The organism is Methylophilus sp. VKM B-3414 (assembly GCF_032248435.1).
Taxonomy (GTDB): Bacteria; Pseudomonadota; Gammaproteobacteria; order Burkholderiales; family Methylophilaceae; genus Methylophilus; species Methylophilus glucosoxydans.
In genome coordinates this window covers 170,937-187,360 of record NZ_JAVTLI010000013.1, presented here as the reverse complement: position 1 = coordinate 187,360, position 16,424 = coordinate 170,937, and the positions used below count along the sequence as shown (strand labels likewise).

At 51.7% G+C, this 16,424-nt stretch carries 12 protein-coding genes and 1 tRNA gene; 3 read left to right on the top strand and 10 right to left on the bottom strand.

All coding sequences use genetic code 11. The features are described 5' to 3' along the window. Positions 1-13: 13 nt before the first annotated feature. The 5 genes from cimA to Q9292_RS13590 all read right to left on the bottom strand — a co-directional run bounded on the left by cimA (position 14) and on the right by Q9292_RS13590 (position 5,771). Positions 14-1,594, bottom strand: a complete 1,581-nt coding sequence (gene cimA, locus Q9292_RS13610) for a citramalate synthase (RefSeq protein WP_313989010.1) — start codon at positions 1,592-1,594, stop codon at positions 14-16. A 5-nt stretch (positions 1,595-1,599) separates the two neighbouring features. Continuing rightward, positions 1,600-2,823 (bottom strand): argininosuccinate synthase, encoded by a 1,224-nt coding sequence (locus tag Q9292_RS13605; RefSeq protein WP_275355048.1) that lies wholly within the window; start codon positions 2,821-2,823, stop codon positions 1,600-1,602. A gap of 267 nt (positions 2,824-3,090) precedes the next feature. Next, the gene (gene argF, locus Q9292_RS13600) at positions 3,091-4,005 is read right to left on the bottom strand and encodes an ornithine carbamoyltransferase (protein ID WP_313989006.1); all 915 of its coding nucleotides are present in this window, start codon (positions 4,003-4,005) and stop codon (positions 3,091-3,093) included. A 21-nt stretch (positions 4,006-4,026) separates the two neighbouring features. After that, positions 4,027-5,217, bottom strand: coding sequence for an aspartate aminotransferase family protein (locus Q9292_RS13595; protein ID WP_313989003.1), 1,191 nt, complete (start codon positions 5,215-5,217; stop codon positions 4,027-4,029). A 62-nt stretch (positions 5,218-5,279) separates the two neighbouring features. Next, the gene (locus Q9292_RS13590; protein WP_275355042.1) at positions 5,280-5,771 is read right to left on the bottom strand and encodes a urate hydroxylase PuuD; all 492 of its coding nucleotides are present in this window, start codon (positions 5,769-5,771) and stop codon (positions 5,280-5,282) included. Between the two features lie 535 nt (positions 5,772-6,306). Between Q9292_RS13590 and mqo the strand changes: the two genes are divergently transcribed. Together mqo and Q9292_RS13580 are read left to right on the top strand one after the other, a co-directional pair. Further along, the gene (gene mqo, locus Q9292_RS13585) at positions 6,307-7,794 is read left to right on the top strand and encodes a malate dehydrogenase (quinone) (RefSeq protein ID WP_313988999.1); all 1,488 of its coding nucleotides are present in this window, start codon (positions 6,307-6,309) and stop codon (positions 7,792-7,794) included. Between the two features lie 141 nt (positions 7,795-7,935). Further along, entirely contained in the window at positions 7,936-9,684 is a 1,749-nt protein-coding gene (locus Q9292_RS13580; RefSeq protein WP_313988996.1) for an adenylyl cyclase, read from the top strand. Positions 9,685-9,731: 47 nt separating this feature from the next. Here Q9292_RS13580 and Q9292_RS13575 read toward each other — a convergent pair whose 3' ends face one another. From Q9292_RS13575 to rnr, 3 genes are all read right to left on the bottom strand, one after another. Continuing rightward, the gene (locus Q9292_RS13575) at positions 9,732-11,510 is read right to left on the bottom strand and encodes an ABC transporter ATP-binding protein (protein ID WP_313988993.1); all 1,779 of its coding nucleotides are present in this window, start codon (positions 11,508-11,510) and stop codon (positions 9,732-9,734) included. A gap of 18 nt (positions 11,511-11,528) precedes the next feature. Continuing rightward, entirely contained in the window at positions 11,529-12,281 is a 753-nt protein-coding gene (rlmB, locus tag Q9292_RS13570; protein ID WP_194746855.1) for a 23S rRNA (guanosine(2251)-2'-O)-methyltransferase RlmB, read from the bottom strand. A gap of 188 nt (positions 12,282-12,469) precedes the next feature. Then, positions 12,470-14,947, bottom strand: coding sequence for a ribonuclease R (rnr, locus tag Q9292_RS13565; RefSeq protein ID WP_313988989.1), 2,478 nt, complete (start codon positions 14,945-14,947; stop codon positions 12,470-12,472). A gap of 35 nt (positions 14,948-14,982) precedes the next feature. Between rnr and Q9292_RS13560 the strand changes: the two genes are divergently transcribed. Further along, a tRNA-Leu gene (locus tag Q9292_RS13560) sits at positions 14,983-15,067 on the top strand. Between the two features lie 147 nt (positions 15,068-15,214). On the opposite strand, the gene Q9292_RS13555 is transcribed toward Q9292_RS13560, so the two are convergent. Both Q9292_RS13555 and Q9292_RS13550 read right to left on the bottom strand, forming a co-directional pair. Beyond that, positions 15,215-15,802, bottom strand: coding sequence for a hypothetical protein (locus tag Q9292_RS13555; RefSeq protein WP_313988986.1), 588 nt, complete (start codon positions 15,800-15,802; stop codon positions 15,215-15,217). 159 nt (positions 15,803-15,961) lie between these two features. Next, positions 15,962-16,330 carry a hypothetical protein gene (locus Q9292_RS13550; protein WP_313988984.1) on the bottom strand — a complete coding sequence of 123 codons (369 nt, stop codon included), beginning with the start codon at positions 16,328-16,330 and terminating at the stop codon, positions 15,962-15,964. Positions 16,331-16,424 lie beyond the last annotated feature (94 nt).

The window sequence follows — 16,424 nt, the reverse complement described above, 5'->3', positions numbered from 1 at the left end:
GGGTTTGCTGCGCTTATGGGCTTGTCCGCGATTGCGACAACTTATATTCAATCGCATCCTTCAAGGCCAGCCAGGATGCCTGAATGATGTCAGAAGAAACACCGATGGTCGTCCAGTTGCTTTGCTGATCGGTAGACTCAATCAAGACACGCACCTTCGCTGCCGTGGCCAGATTGGAGTCCAGCACCCGCACTTTGTAATCCACCAGCTTGATTTCATCGATGGCCGGATAAAACGGCTGCAGCGACTTGCGCATGGCCTTGTCCAGGGCGTTCACGGGACCATCGCCCTGAGCGGTTGCGCTGGTTTCCTGGCCATTCACGCTGACGTGTATCGTCACCGAGGAATTCAACCCATCCGCGGACGGTTCGTAAATATTGACATGGTATTGCTTGAGGCTGAAAAACGGCTTGAACTTGCCCAGTAACTTCTGCATCAGCAAGTCAAACGAGCTCTCGGCATTTTCAAACTGATACCCTTCATGCTCCAGTGCTTTCAGCTGCTCCAGGATATTTACTGCCGCTTGAGACTCTTTGGTCAGGCTAGGATCAATTTGTTGCAACTTGCGCAAAATCGCCCCGCGACCCGCGACTTCAGAGACCAGAATATGTCTCTCATTGCCAACCATGCCAGGGTTGATGTGCTCATAAGATTTCGGATTCTTATTCACTGCATCAATATGCATGCCGCCCTTGTGCGCAAAGGCATCCTGCCCGACATAAGGCGCCTTGTCGTTAAACGCAACATTGGCGACTTCACTGACAAAGCGTGCGGCGGCCGTCAACTCGGATAATTGCGACTCTGAAATACAGGCCAAACCCAGTTTTAGCTGCACATTAGGGATAATCGACACCAGGTTGGCGTTACCACAGCGCTCACCGATGCCGTTGATGGTGCCTTGCACCTGGATGGCGCCAGCCTGCACGGCAGCCACCGAGTTGGCGACCGCCATTTCACAGTCGTTATGGCAATGAATGCCGATCTGCACTGCAGGGAAACGGCTCACCACTGTTTGCGTGATGCTGAATACCTCGTTCGGGAAAGTGCCGCCATTGGTATCACATAAGGCCAACACATCCGCCCCAGCGTCTACCGCCACTTGCAATGTCTGCATGGCATAGTCGGCATTGGCTTGATAGCCATCGTAAAAATGCTCGGCGTCAAACACCACCTCTTTGCCTTGCGCCTTGAGGTAGGCAATGGTATCGGCAATCATGGCCAGGTTTTCGTCTAGCGTCGTACGCAGAATGTCAGTGACCTGGTAATCCCAACTCTTGCCAAAAATGGCCACCGCCGTTGTGTTGGCTGATAACAGTGACTGCAAATTCTTGTCTTCTGTTGCGGTAATGCCAATCCGGCGTGTACTGCCAAACGCAATAATTTTGGCATGCTGCAGATGGAGCTCGCCGACACGGGCAAAAAACTCGAGGTCTTTCGGGTTAGAGCCAGGATTACCGGCCTCAATGTAGCCAATGCCCAATTGGTCCAAACGCTGAACCACCTTGAGTTTATCCTCAACCGAAAAAGACACTCCCTGCGCTTGCGCGCCATCGCGCAAGGTAGAGTCGTAGGCAATGACGCGTCGATGAGCCATAAGAATTATTTTTTACGGCTGTGCAAGTTGGCTGCAATACGCATGCGCAAAGCATTCAACTTGATAAACCCGCCGGCATCTTTCTGGTCATAAGCGCCTTTGTCATCCTCAAACGTCGCAATGGTCGAGTCAAATAACGAATCAGTTTTGCTGTCACGGCCAACCACAATCACGTTGCCTTTGTACAACTTCACGCGCACCCAGCCATTCACCGTCGCCTGGGTATGGTCGATCAAAGTTTGCAAGGCAACACGCTCTGGGCTCCACCAGTAGCCGTTATAGATCAGGCTGGCGTAACGTGGCATCAAATCATCCTTCAAGTGCGCCACTTCGCGGTCCAGCGTAATGCTTTCAATCGCACGGTGCGCTTTCAGAATAATGGTGCCGCCCGGAGTTTCGTAGCAACCACGGGACTTCATGCCTACATAGCGGTTTTCCACCAGGTCCAGACGACCCACACCATGTTTGCCACCCAAGCGGTTCAGCTCAGCCAGAATCTCGTGTGCTTTCATGGATTTGCCATTAAGCGCAACAATGTCACCCTGTTTGAACTCAAGGTCCAGATACTCGGCCGCGTCTGGGGCTTTTTCAGGGGATACGGTCCAGCGCCACATGTCTTCCTCGGCTTCCGCTGCCGGGTCTTCCAGGTGGCGGCCTTCGTAGGAAATATGCAACAGGTTGGCATCCATTGAATAAGGGCTGCCCCCTTGCTTGTGCTTCATCTCAACCGGGATGCCATGTTTTTCGGCATAGGCCAGCAGTTTTTCACGGGACAACAGATCCCATTCACGCCATGGGGCGATTATTTTGATGTTGGGATTCAAGGCATAGGCACCCAGCTCAAAACGCACCTGGTCGTTACCCTTGCCGGTGGCACCATGCGAAATAGCATCCGCTTTAGTTTCGTTGGCAATTTCAATCAGGCGCTTGGCAATCAGCGGACGCGCAATCGAGGTGCCAAGCAAATACTCACCTTCGTAAACAGTGTTGGCACGGAACATCGGGAACACAAAGTCACGCACAAACTCTTCACGCAGGTCATCAATATAGATTTCGTTTACGCCAAATTTTTTGGCTTTTTCGCGCGCGGGCTCCAGCTCTTCACCCTGACCAAGGTCAGCAGTAAACGTGACCACCTCACATTGATAAGTGTCCTGCAACCATTTCAGAATCACGGAAGTGTCCAGGCCGCCAGAATAGGCCAATACGGCTTTTTTAATATCGCTCATTGAAGTTGTATTTCCATAAAAAATATTTTTACCTCACAGCTAACGAGATAAAGAGAAAATCTGTAAAAGCACTTGTTCTCTGTGACCTCTTTGTTCTCTGTGGCTAACACATGTTTTTGGCGTCACATTTGTTGTCACGCCAGTCTGGCACGCTTAATTTCAACGTCGTGTCAGAGTGAACCTATAAAAAACAATTTTTTGCCACAGAGATCACAGAGGGCAAGGAGAAAACCACCTTGAAACACTCTGGGTTTCTGTGGTGAAAAATCAAACTTTGCCCAACAACAAATATTCCATCAGCGCTTTTTGCGTGTGCAGTCTGTTCTCGGCTTCGTCCCAGACCACGCTTTGCGCGCCATCAATGACCTCGGCCGAAACTTCTTCACCACGGTGCGCAGGCAAGCAGTGCATAAACACGGCATCGGCTTTTGCGACCTTCATCATGTCAGCGTCGACTTGCCAATCGGCGAAGTCTTTGCGGCGCTCTTCGTTTTCGGCCTCAAAGCCCATGCTGGTCCAGACATCGGTCGTGACCAGATCGGCGCCGAGAGCTGCCTCCATCGGGTCAGCAAATGACTCGAAATGATCCGTGCCGTACAAGTTAGCGCGCTCTGGTTCGACTTCATAGCCAGGCGGGGTCGACACATGTACATTAAAGTCTAGCACTTCTGCCGCCTGCAACCAGGTGTTACAGACGTTATTGCTGTCGCCAATCCAGGCCACGGTTTTACCCTGGATCGAACCTCTGTGCTCGATAAAGGTAAAAATATCCGCCAGGATCTGGCATGGGTGATATTCGTTGGTCAGACCATTGATCACCGGCACGCGCGAGTTTTGCGCAAAACGCTCAATGATGCTTTGCTCAAACGTGCGGATCATAACGATGTCACTCATGCGCGAAATCACCTGTGCCGCATCTTCTACCGGCTCGCCACGCCCCAGTTGCGAGTCACGGGTGTTGAGATAGATGGCTGAGCCGCCCAGTTGCTGCATGCCAGCTTCAAAAGACAAGCGGGTACGCGTACTGGCTTTTTCAAAAATCATGACCAGCGTGCGATCGACCAGCGGCCAATATTGCTTGTAATCCTTGAATTGCGATTTAATCCATTTGGCACGGGTAAAGATGTGCTCTATCTCGTCGCGTGTCAGGTCATTAAATTGCAAAAAATGTTTAATACTCATGATGTGTAGACGCTTGCGTAATCAAGCATTTGCCTTTAAGAAATTTAAAATCAGGGGCGTTAACCTGCTTACCAACTCATCTGCTTCCTGCTTATTCATGATCAGCGGTGGTAACAAACGAATCACTTTTTCTGAGGTGACGTTAATCAACAGTTTTGCTGCCAACGCCTGCTTGACCAGCTCGGCACATGGTTTGTCCAGCTCAATGCCGATCATCATGCCGGCATTGCGTACATTGACGACTCCGGCTTCGCCTTTGAGCGCAAGCGTAAACTGTTCGCGAATATAGTCGCCAACCGTCTGTGCGTTTTCACGTAATTGTTCTTCGGCGATGATATTCAGCGTGGCCAGACCAGCAGCCGTGGCCAGCGGGTTCCCGCCAAAGGTTGACCCATGCTTACCAGGCGTAAAGGTTTCTGCAGCCACGCCACGCGCGACACAAGCCCCAATCGGCACGCCTGAACCCAAGCCTTTGGCCAATGTCATCACGTCCGGCAGGATGCCACTGTGCTGAAAAGCAAACCAGGTGCCGGTTCTGGCAATGCCTGACTGGACTTCATCCAGCATCAGTAACCAGCCATTGGCATCGCACAGCGCACGTAAGCCTTGCAAATAGGCTTTCAAACTAGCTGGAATATGAATCCCGCCCTCACCTTGCACAGGCTCAACCAGAATAGCCACCACATTGTTTTTATGGGCTGCAATCGCTTTGACGGCTTCGATGTCATCAAAAGGCACGCGGACAAACCCACTTACCAAGGGCTCAAAACCGGCTTGCACCTTGCGGTTACCGGTCGCTGACAAAGTAGCCATGGTCCTGCCGTGAAAGCTTTGATCCATGACGATGATTTCAGGATGGTCTATGCCTTTGTTGTGTCCGTACAAACGCGCCAATTTAATCGCGGCCTCATTGGCTTCACAGCCTGAGTTACAGAAAAATACGCGATCCATGCCAGACAACTCGGCCACTTTGTCGGCCAACGCAGCTTGTTCTGCAATCTGGTAGATATTGGAGACATGGATCAGTTTGGCGATTTGTGCATTGAGCGCCGCTACAAATTTGGGGTGGGTATGCCCCAAGCCATTCACCGCCACGCCAGACAACGCATCCAGATAGCGATCACCGGCAGTGTCTGTGAGCCAGACGCCCTCACCTTTAACAAAGGTCACTGGCTGTCTGCCATAGGTGTTCATTAAATGTTCCGAATGCATTTCAAACCCTTTTTCAAAAAACAAAAACGGCGGCTTAAGCCGCCGTAAACGTCTTAAACCCGCTAAAACCCTAATACGGCTCGATGACTCAACCCATTGGCCATAAAAAACAGCATGGGCAAGGAAAGCATCAAGTTCGTGCGTGAGGCAAGCATGGCGACACGTCTTGCATTGTTTTTGGCCTGCTCATCTGCCGCCACCATGCCAAGTATTTTTTTCTGATTGGGCCAAATCAGTACCCAAACATTAAACAGCATAATGGTCCCCAGCCAGGCGCCCACACCAATCAATTCAAACCCGCCTCGCAAGGCGAACGCATCGGTAAAATGTGGGCCCAACAATGCCGCACCTGCCAGCCAGGTCACCACAGCAGACCAACGAAACCACAGCAAGGCACGTGGCGCGATATGTTTGTTAATACCCGCAGCCGTACCGTCTGCAGCGGCCGCTTTCAAGCCTGCCATTTGCACCAGATTAAAATAATAAAGCAGGCCCACCCAGGTAATGCCTGCCAATACATGAAACCATCTTGCGAGTGCCGGAACCAGTTCCATCGTATCAGCCTCCTGCAACCACAAAATTTTTGAGGAAAAAAACCAGCGCCAGCGTGAGCAACACACCAGAGAGAACGGATCCTGCAACAGATTCCAACGGATTTTTCATATACACCCCAACCCTTTTGTGTTTTTAAGTCTGATCGGACTAGATCCGCATGGTGGCTATGCCGGCTAGCCACTCGCAAACATTTTCATGCGCCTAAATTTAGGTGTCTCAAGAGCATAACGACTGCCATGAGACAACACCAAATCGGAAATTCAGATCAACGACCCAGTAAATCTTGTTCCAGTCAAATCCGGTTGAAGATAAACCCAAGCCAGGCTTGATTTTTTTGTGGTTTTGAACCTTTTTAATTTCATCCTCAAGCTTACCGTAAAAGCAATTTATTGACAAGTTAGCCCCAGGCTCATTGGCATGCGTCACGAAAGCATCAAGTTTAGATGATACGCGTGGTTTTTCGATTTATAATGCGCGGCGTCAATATAATTTGCGCCCAATCTGCAGGCGCGACAATGAGGGGACACTCGCACCATGGCAACAACAGACATCGATGTCGTGCTGGTTGGCGGCGGCATTATGAGCGCAACGCTTGCGTCTCTATTGCATAGACTCGACCCGACCTTAAGCATATGCATGGTGGAGCAACTCGAAGACGTTGCGCTTGAAAGTTCTGATGCACTGAATAATGCAGGCACTGGCCATGCGGGGTATTGTGAGCTCAACTACACCCCCAAAAACCGGCAGGGAGACATTCAGATTCGGCGCGCGCTGGAGATCAACGCCGCCTTTGAGGTGTCTCTGCAATATTGGTCTACCCTGACAAAAGAAGGGGCACTGCAAGCGGCAGCATTTATCCAGCGCGTCCCGCACCTGAGTGCGGTTTGGGGTGCTGAAGACGGTGCTTTTTTGCGTCAGCGATTTGAGTTGTTACAAGCACATCCTTTATTTGCAGAGATGCAGTGGAGCAACCAGCCGGAAACCCTGAACGAGTGGATGCCCCTGATGATGCGTGGCCGTGAAAGCGGCGCGCACATGTCTGCCACACGCGTTGCCCATGGCTCGGATGTCAATTTTGGCGCACTGACAAGGCAGTTGGTGACTCACCTCAAGACACAAGCCAACTTTACCTTGCTCACCCAATCCCGCGTGACCAAGCTCAAGCAAGTGAATAAACGCGAAAAACATCCCTGGCAAGTTCAAGTGCAGGATCTGGTCACTGGTAAAAAACAAACTCTGGAAGCCCAGTTTGTGTTTTTAGGTGCCGGCGGCGGCGCCTTGCCCTTGTTGCAGCAGTCGGGGATCCCTGAAGCGAATGGCTATGGCGGTTTTCCGGTCAGTGGCCAATGGTTGATTTGTAATGAACCCTCGCTGATCAACACCCATCATGCCAAGGTTTACAGCCAGGCTGCGGTCGGCGCACCACCCATGTCGGTGCCGCATCTGGATACGCGCATGATACAAGGCAAGCCTGCGCTGCTATTTGGGCCCTATGCCGGATTCACCACGCGTTTTCTCAAGCAAGGCTCGCGTTTCGACCTGGCCAAATCCGTCAAAGTCAGAAACATCAAGAGCCTGCTCGGTGCGGGCCGACACAATCTGGACCTGACCAAATACCTGATCAAGGAAGTGTTTCAAACGCATGAGCAGCGCATGTCTGCCTTGCGCGTATTTCTGCCTGCGGCCGATAGCCAGCACTGGCAATTGGCGCACGCCGGGCAGCGGGTACAAATCATCAAGCGCTGCCATCAGCATTGGGGCAAACTCGAATTTGGCACTGAGATTGTGGCCAGCGCCGATGGCAGCCTGGCTGCCTTGCTCGGCGCTTCGCCTGGCGCATCGGTGAGCGTCCAGGCCATGCTGGATGTATTACAGCGCTGCTTTGCCAAACGCATGCAAAGCCAGACCTGGCAAGAGACGCTCAAGTCCATGATTCCCTCCTATGGAGAATCATTGATTGACGATGCGCAACTACTGGCACGTGTGCGTAGCGAAACCTTGAGTACCTTGCAACTGGGTTAGTTCGCTGAACTAGCTCATCAGGTCTGGCAACCCGGGATCGCACCACCCATTGCTGACGGCCATGCAAGCCAACAAAATTTGAATTTTCTGGACAATAGCGTGGTCCTGACTAGAGGACTTGTAAGAGAAAGCGAACTGTTTATGTATTCCGGGATTGCCGACAAAACACTGTTTACCCTATTTGGCGCGGGCCTCACCGCTTTGTTTTTAGCGGGATGCCCGGCGGATGCCCATAAAGTGCAAGCCAGTGCCCCCGACTTTGGCGAGAACGTGTTTGTACTCGACCCACAAATGCCGGCGGAAGAAGTACAGGCCAGGATGGATGCCCTGTTCAAACAACAAGAAAGTAACCAGTTTGGGCCTGAACGCTATGCGGTATTGTTCAAACCGGGCGTCTACCATAACAAGATCAAGTTGGGCTTTTATACCCAACTCATGGGTCTGGGCCGCTACCCTGATGACGTCATGTTGCAGGGCGGGATTGAGGTCAAGGCCACCTGGCACGAAGAAGATGCCACACAAAATTTCTGGCGTAGCGTAGAGAACCTGTCGGTGACGCCGGATAATGGCACCATGCAATGGGCGGTGTCGCAAGCTTCACCGCTACGCCGTCTGCATGTGCGTGGCAATATGTTGCTGGATGATAATGGCGGCTGGTCCAGTGGCGGCTTTATCGCTGACAGCCTGATTGACCAGCAAGTCAATTCGGGCACCCAGCAGCAATGGTTAACCCGAAACAGCAACATTGGCAGCTGGACCAATGCCAACTGGAATATGGTCTTTGTTGGCGTCAAGCATGCCCCGGATGCGTCGCATTGGCCTAACCCACCCTATACCGACGTCCCGCAAACGCCTATCGTACGCGAGAAGCCGTTTTTGACAGTGACCGCGGCTGGTGAATACCAGGTTTACGTCCCACCCTTGCGTCAGCAGACGCAAGGCATCAGTTGGCAAGACGCCCACCTGGACGGCACGACGATTCCCCTGCGCCGTTTTTATATTGCCAAAGCGGCAACAGATAACGCTGACAGCCTGAATGCGGCGCTTGCCAAAGGCCTGCATCTGTTGCTGACGCCGGGCATTTACCCGCTAGACAAAGCCCTCAACATTTCGCGCGCCAATACCGTGGTGCTCGGCTTAGGCATCGCCACCCTGCTGCCGACCCATGGCAACCCCGCCATGCAAGTGCAAGATGTCGATGGCGTGATCCTGGGCGGCCTGCTGTTTGATGCAGGTGAGAAAAACAGTGAGGTGTTATTGCAAGTTGGCCAAAGCAAAACCGCCACTTCGCATGCCCAAAACCCGATCAGCCTGCATGATGTGTTTTTCCGGGTAGGCGGCGCCAGCGCGGGTAATGCCACGCATAGCGTCATCATCAATAGCAATCACGTGATTGGCGATAACTTGTGGGTATGGCGCGGCGACCATGGCAACGGCATCGGCTGGTCTATGAATAAAACCAAGCATGGCATCGTGGTGAACGGGGATGGTGTCACCATGTATGGCTTGTTTGTCGAGCACTTCCACGACTACCAAACCGTGTGGAATGGCGAAAATGGCGCTGTGTATTTTTATCAGAGTGAAGCGCCCTATGATGTCCCCAACCAGGCCAGCTGGATGAATGGCAACAGCAACGGCTTTGCCTCTTACAAGGTGGCTGATCACGTCACACAGCACAGGGCCATCGGCATGGGCGTGTACTGCTTTTTTAATGACAACCCGGAAGTCAAACTGAGTAGCGCGATTGAGGCACCACTGGGTGAACATATCCAGTTTGAGCGCATGACCAGCGTTTCGCTGGGTGGGACGGGCGAAATCACCCATGTGCTCAATACCAGTGGCGACGCTGCCAAACCAGGTAGTGAAGTGTCTCGTCTGTTGAAGCCTTAACGTATTCCCTTGTGAGCGCCTGCATTTAGCTGCAGGCGGTTCAAATATTAGCTGGCCTGCTGGCCATACAAGCGTTGATAGACACTGCCGGCCTGCTGTACCAGCGTGTCATGCTGCCCTTCCTCAATGATGCGGCCCCCATCAAACACCAGCACGCGGTCAGCCTCTTTCACGGCAGATAATCTGTGAGCAATGATGATGGTCGTGCGCCCACGCAAAAAAGTGCGCATTGCCTGATGCAGCAAAGCTTCTGTATGCGTATCCAGCATGGAGGTCGCCTCATCCAAGATGACGATTTGCGGCTGTTTCAGCATCATGCGAGCAATCGCCAGCCGTTGACGTTGGCCACCGGACAAGCGCACCCCACTGCGCCCGAGCTGCGACGCCAGCCCTTGTGGCAAATCGCGCACAAATTGCGCCAGCTGCGCAACTTCAAGCGCCTGCCATAAGGCATCATCCGAATAAGCGGTCTCCAGACTCAGGTTTTGGCGCACGCTGTCATTAAACAACATGGGTTGTTGCAACACCACGCCCAAGTGTTCGCGCACTTGTGCATAGCCCAACTGCTCAATCGGCTGGCCGTTGAATAAGATCTGGCCCTGAGTGGGGGCATATAAGCCCAGCAACAGTTGCACCAGGGTGGACTTGCCCGCGCCTGAGACGCCGACTAGCGCCACTTGCTCACCCGGTGCAATATCCAGCGTCACATCAGCCAGAATAGGATCGCCTTCGCCATAAGCAAAGGTCACGTTTTGCAGGCGGATTGCTGCGGGTGAATGTGCATCCAGGGCTTGTACGGTGGCAGGATAATGGGGTTCTTCATCCGCCGCCAATACCTGGTTGATCCGACCCAGCGCCGCCTTGGCCGCGTAATAAGACACTTGTACCGACAACAGCTCTTGCACCGGGCCCATCATGAACCACAAGTAGCCAAACACGGCGATCATCTGGCCGACAGACAAGTTGGAAAACACCACCATCAACATGGCGACGGCACGAAAAATCTCAAAGCCAAATAAAAACACGCCGAATGACAAACGCGCCAAAGCATCAGACTTCCAGCCGGAAGCCGTGGCGGCGGCTCTTACCGCCTCTGCCGCCTGCTTGGCTTTACCCAGAAAGCGGCGGTCGCTATTGCTGGCCCGCAGTTGCTGCATCACTTCCAGCGTCTCGTTCACCGATTGCGACAAAACTTCAAAGGCGCCATTTTCTCGCTGCTTCCAGGCTTTGACTTTTTTGCCCAAGACCATGGTCAGCGCGATCACAAACGGATTCAAGAACAGGATAATCAACGCCAGTTGCCAATGCATCCAGAGCAAGACACCAGCCACGCCAATCACGCTTAAGACGGCGACCAGCACTTTGGCGATGGTTTCACCTAAAAACTTGTCCAGCGTCTCAATATCGGTGAGCAGCCTGGCAGTGACTTGCCCTGCACCCAGGCTTTCATAGACTTGCATGCGTATCCTGCCCAGTTTATCCAGCAGCATTTGCCGCACCCCCAGCGTCACCTGTTTGGATAAGCCGACAAAAATACGGGTGGTCGCCACGCCGAGCAACACACTACTTAAGCGCAAGCTGATCGTGAACACCGTCACCACCACGATAATGGCAATCGGCCCCAGCCATTCGGCGGGGAGCAGCGCCGTCATCAATTTTGTGAGTTTGCCCGGTTGGTGCAGTAATACCTCATCCACCAGCAAGGGCATCAATAGCGGAATCGGTACCGCCACCATCGCCCCGCAAAAAGCCAGGCATTGCCCCAACCACAAACGGCGGGCCTGCTGGCGCAGTTGCTGCCATAAATCCTGCAAGCTTAGGGTCATGGGGATTGAGGTCTTTAGTTAGACGGCCAAGACGCGCTGACGGCGAATCTCGTATAACGCAATGCCACTGGCCACACTCACATTCAGGCTCTGTACCGTGCCAAACATGGGGATGGTAATCAGGGCATCACACGTTTCCTCGGTCAATCGACGCATGCCATCGCCCTCAGCCCCCATCACCAGGGCAATAGGACCTTGCAGCTTGGTATTGTGCAGAGAGCCTGGCGCATCCATGGTAGTGCCAACAATAAACACCCCCGCTTCTTTCAGCTCGCGTAAGGTGCGCGCCAGATTGGTCACGGCAATAAATGGCACCGTTTCGGCCGCACCACTGGCTACCTTGCGCACCGTGCCATTCAGGCCGACAGAGCGATCTTTGGGTGCAATAATCGCATGCACGCCCATGGCATCGGCCACACGTAAACAAGCCCCGAGGTTATGCGGGTCTTGCACACCATCCAACACCAGGAAGAACGGCGGTTCATCCAGATCAGACTCCAACACATCGTGGATATCCTTGTAAGGCATGGGCGTTTCAATCACGCGCGCAATCACGCCCTGATGGCGGCCATGCGCACCGATAAAGCCATCCAGGCGCTGGCGATCCGCCTGAATCACGCGGATATTCTGCCCTTTAGCCATCTCAAGCAAATCACGCATCCGCGCGTCTACCCGATCCTGGTCAATAATAATTTCCTGAATGCTGCTACCATGCTGACGCATGCGACTCAACACCGCATGAAAACCAAACAAAATGCGGGCTTCCGACATAATCACTCCTAAATTTTTGATCTCTTTTGCTTATGCTTTGGCAAAAGTGAAAATACGAATCGCGCAGAGGCAGCTACATTCACTGCCCCGTGCGCGACGAGATGCCCCAAGCAGGGCAATATTGCATTAACCGCTATTATCCCAGATTTTTCGTAAAGCGATTTTTCAATCTGATTGAACGGCTGGGATTATCGGGCTTTCGCCTTGGGTTTGCCTTTATTTTTTTGCGCAGAATGGCGGCCCTTGTCTTTGGCTGAGCGGCTTCTGGCCGGAGCAGGTTTGCTCGCAGCGGGCTTTTCTGCGGCGCTGCGAGGCGTGCTGGTGCCGGATCTGGTTGATTTTTTGGCTGGTTGTTTAGCCGTTTTGGGTGCTTCCCACACTGCGGGCACCACCTTTTCAACCGGCTTGGCAGACCGTGTCTTTTTCACGCTGGACACGGCCAACGATTCAGCGACAGTACTGTCTGCCGGATCAACCACGCCCTCAGACTTGCCGACCAGGGTAAAGTCAATACGCGTGGTTTCGAGATCCACACGCACCACCTTCACGGTTAAGCGGTCGCCTAAACGATAGCGCACGCCGGTGCGCTCGCCCACCATCTCATGACGGGCTTTGTCATGAATGAAGTAATCATTGCCCAGGTCGGTAACATGCAGCAAGCCTTCCACATAAACCTCATCCAGCGCCACAAACAAACCAAAGCTGGTGACACCTGCCACGGTGCCACTAAACACCTCGCCCACTTTATCCTGCATGTAAAAGCATTTGAGCCAGTTCGTCACATCGCGGGTTGCGTCGTCGGCACGGCGCTCGGTCATGGAGCAATGCACACCAAGGTGATGCCAGTCTTTGGCCTGATATCGCTTACCTTCCACCACCGCCTTGATCGCTCTATGCACCAGCAGGTCAGGATAGCGGCGGATCGGCGAAGTGAAATGCGTATACGCCTCATACGCCAGGCCAAAGTGGCCGACGTTATCCGGGCTGTACACCGCCTGCTGCATCGAGCGTAACAAGACCGTCTGTAACAACTGCGCATCCGGACGTTCTTTGATACGCTGCATGAGTTTGGCGTAGTCTTTGGCGTGCGGGCTCTCGCCCCCACCCACACCAAAACCAAATTCGCCCATAAACAGGCGCAAGGCCTCCAGTTTTTCTGGCGTCGGCCCTTCATGAATACGGAACAGGCAGGTCTGCTCGTTTTTAAGCAAAAAGTCAGCGGCACAGACGTTGGCCGCCAGCATGCACTCTTCAATCAGTTTATGCGCATCATTGCGCACCACAGGCACAATCTTGTCGATTTTGCCATTATCGTTAAACACCATCATGGTTTCAGTGGATTCAAACTCCACCGCACCGCGTTTTTCGCGTTGCGTGAGCATGAGTCTGAATACGCTATTCAAGTTCTGCAAATGCGGTAACAGCCAGGTATATTCCTCACTCAACGCAGCATCTTCGCCCTGCAATAAAGCAGCGACTTTGGTATACGTCATGCGCGCTTTAGACCGCATCACCGACGGGTAAAACTGGTATTGCTTGACCACGCCCTGCCCGTCCACCTGCATATCGCACGCCATGCACAAGCGCTCAACATCCGGGTTCAACGAACACAGCCCGTTAGACAAAGCCTCTGGCAACATCGGGATCACACGACGCGGAAAATATACCGAGTTACCGCGGTCAAACGCCTCTTTATCCAGCGCGTCCCCAGGCTGCACATAAAAGCTCACGTCCGCAATCGCCACCACCAGGCGCCAACCTTTGCCTTGCGGCTCAGCAAACACAGCATCGTCAAAGTCACGTGCGGTTTCACCATCAATCGTAATCAAAGCCAAATCACGCAAATCCTTGCGACCTTTATAATCTTTGGCTTGTACGGTTTTAGGAAAGTCTTCTGCCTGCTTGAGCGCCGCAGGATTGAACTGGTGCGGCAAATGATGCTTGCGCAAGGCAATCTCAATCTCCATGCCGCTATCCGCATAATTGCCCAAAATCTCAACAATCTTGCCCATGGGGTTGGAGTGCGAAGAAGGATATTCGGTTAACTCAACCGTCACCACCTGCCCCACTTGCGCATCCATATCCAGATGGTAAGGAATCAGGATATCCTGACTGATACGCTTGTCCTCAGCCGCAACGATGGTCACGCCCTGGGCGCGAATCACACGCCCCACCAGTGTCTTATTCGCCCGCTCAAGCACCTCAACCAGCTTGCCCTCAGGCCGACCTCTGCGGTCCACCCCGGCCAACCGCACCATGGCGCGATCGCCATGCATGACCAAGGTCATTTCCTTGGGGCCTAAAAAGATATCTTCAGGATTTTTGGTTTTATCATCGGGGACCAGGAACCCATAACCATCGGTATGTCCGAACACGGTCCCCGCAATCAAATGGATTTTATCCGGTAAACAAAACGCGCCCTTGCGGTTACGCATTAACTGGCCATCGCGCTCCATCGCACCCAACCGGCGGTTAAAAATGTCACGCTCATCATGGCTGATATCGAGCATCACATAAATCTGCTCAGCACTCAGGGGAATGCCCTGGTCTGACAACAACTGTAACACCAACTCGCGACTAGGCAGCGGTGTTTGGTATAACTCAGCTTCACGCTGGGCCTGCGGGTCATTTGCACGCAGGGATTTTTTAGTTTTTCTGGTTGACAATATTTATTCTTCCTTTAAAATGCACAGCTTCTTTAGCCCAGATGGCGAAATTGGTAGACGCGCTAGTTTCAGGTACTAGTGTTTAACGACGTGGAGGTTCGAGTCCTCTTCTGGGCACCATCAAGCAGCTTTCCAGCTGTGCCAAATTAGACTCCCAAGCAAACAATGTTTTTTGTGTATTACAAAGAATTTTCTTGGCTGTTTTTTGAATCAACATGTGGTCAGTTTAACACTCTTTGGTAATTGACTCTGTTTAAACTTCAAAACCTATATTCCTTTTTTTCTTCTATCAAAAATAACAATTAGAAAAACCGAAATTATCATAGCACCCCATGGGTAGGCCCATTTCATCACCCAAGGTGTCTCCTTAAAGCTGGGTAAAATTAGTCCTATGAGTAGGAAAAATGAAGACACGAACATTATTCCGCCCATCGCACTTGCCCTACCAGAGGTCATGGTGACTACCAAAAAAAAGCTTAAAACCAGCCAAGGAAATAAAATATAAATACTCTTTGTAAACCACTCAGGGAACGAATACCTTGTAGTTAAACTTGCCCCATCCACACCTACATAGCTTTTATAATTTACCTGAGAGTTAAACCCAGCTACTAGGCTTTTAAAGGATTCATTTAGCACCTTGTCATTTTCCTCCAAGTTTAGCTTTTCAGATAATGTTACTAATTGATCGAAAATTTTAACTTGCTTATCAAGCCTCTCCAGAGCAAAGTGCTGTGTATACGCTTCATATGCAAAGATTGCACTAATCAGAAGAAACAGCAAAACGAATGTAAATGTGAGTCGAGACCATGTGAAGTTAGTTAGTAGCCGTTCAAAGAAATCAATTAGACTGTTCATAATAATCATCCATCATTGATTATTTAATTGTCTAAATTATAAGCAAAATTCAAGCGGCATGGCATTGCAACATAAACCTCGCATAATCATTACTGGTTAATGGAAAAATAAAAAAGCCCCGGTCTGCCGAGGCTTTTTTTAATCCAGCAACTGAATTGCTTAGCGGTTATTAAAGAACCCAATATTCATCACTCTGTCATTCACAAACGTGACTTCGGTTTCTTTGTAGGTGTTCTTTTTGTCGTATTTCACCAGGTTTTTGTAGTACCACATTTCAACCTGTACAGGTTTTGAGCTGTCTTGTTGTTTGCCGATGCCTGCGATCATGCTGTTAGCGTTGGTGGGCTTGACGGATTGCTGTTTTTTAAAGGGTTGGCCGAGTTTTTCGAGCACCACTTTTTTGGATTTGCCGCTAAAGCCGTTGATAAAGTCGTTTTCATCGTAGGTTTTGCCTGCCAGTGCGCTGTTTGCAGCCAGGGCAAGTGTGGCGGTGACCAAGGCGGTCATAAGATGGGTGTATACCTTCATGTTTACTTCCTGTTATCCAAAATCAAATTGCTGAATTATTGTTTTGTGCAAGTATAACTGTTTATGTCTGGCTTTGGTTGACCTGGCTAATCGG

Excerpts from the sequence above, each read along its gene's own strand:
- cimA (WP_313989010.1), bottom strand. The coding sequence starts at position 1,594 with ATGGCTCATCGACGCGTCATTGCCTACGACTCTACCTTGCGCGATGGC.
- Q9292_RS13605 (WP_275355048.1), bottom strand. The coding sequence starts at position 2,823 with ATGAGCGATATTAAAAAAGCCGTATTGGCCTATTCTGGCGGCCTGGAC.
- argF (WP_313989006.1), bottom strand. The coding sequence starts at position 4,005 with ATGAGTATTAAACATTTTTTGCAATTTAATGACCTGACACGCGACGAG.
- Q9292_RS13595 (WP_313989003.1), bottom strand. The coding sequence starts at position 5,217 with ATGCATTCGGAACATTTAATGAACACCTATGGCAGACAGCCAGTGACC.
- Q9292_RS13590 (WP_275355042.1), bottom strand. The coding sequence starts at position 5,771 with ATGGAACTGGTTCCGGCACTCGCAAGATGGTTTCATGTATTGGCAGGC.
- mqo (WP_313988999.1), top strand. The coding sequence starts at position 6,307 with ATGGCAACAACAGACATCGATGTCGTGCTGGTTGGCGGCGGCATTATG.
- Q9292_RS13580 (WP_313988996.1), top strand. The coding sequence starts at position 7,936 with ATGTATTCCGGGATTGCCGACAAAACACTGTTTACCCTATTTGGCGCG.
- Q9292_RS13575 (WP_313988993.1), bottom strand. The coding sequence starts at position 11,510 with ATGACCCTAAGCTTGCAGGATTTATGGCAGCAACTGCGCCAGCAGGCC.
- rlmB (WP_194746855.1), bottom strand. The coding sequence starts at position 12,281 with ATGTCGGAAGCCCGCATTTTGTTTGGTTTTCATGCGGTGTTGAGTCGC.
- Q9292_RS13555 (WP_313988986.1), bottom strand. The coding sequence starts at position 15,802 with ATGAACAGTCTAATTGATTTCTTTGAACGGCTACTAACTAACTTCACA.
- Q9292_RS13550 (WP_313988984.1), bottom strand. The coding sequence starts at position 16,330 with ATGAAGGTATACACCCATCTTATGACCGCCTTGGTCACCGCCACACTT.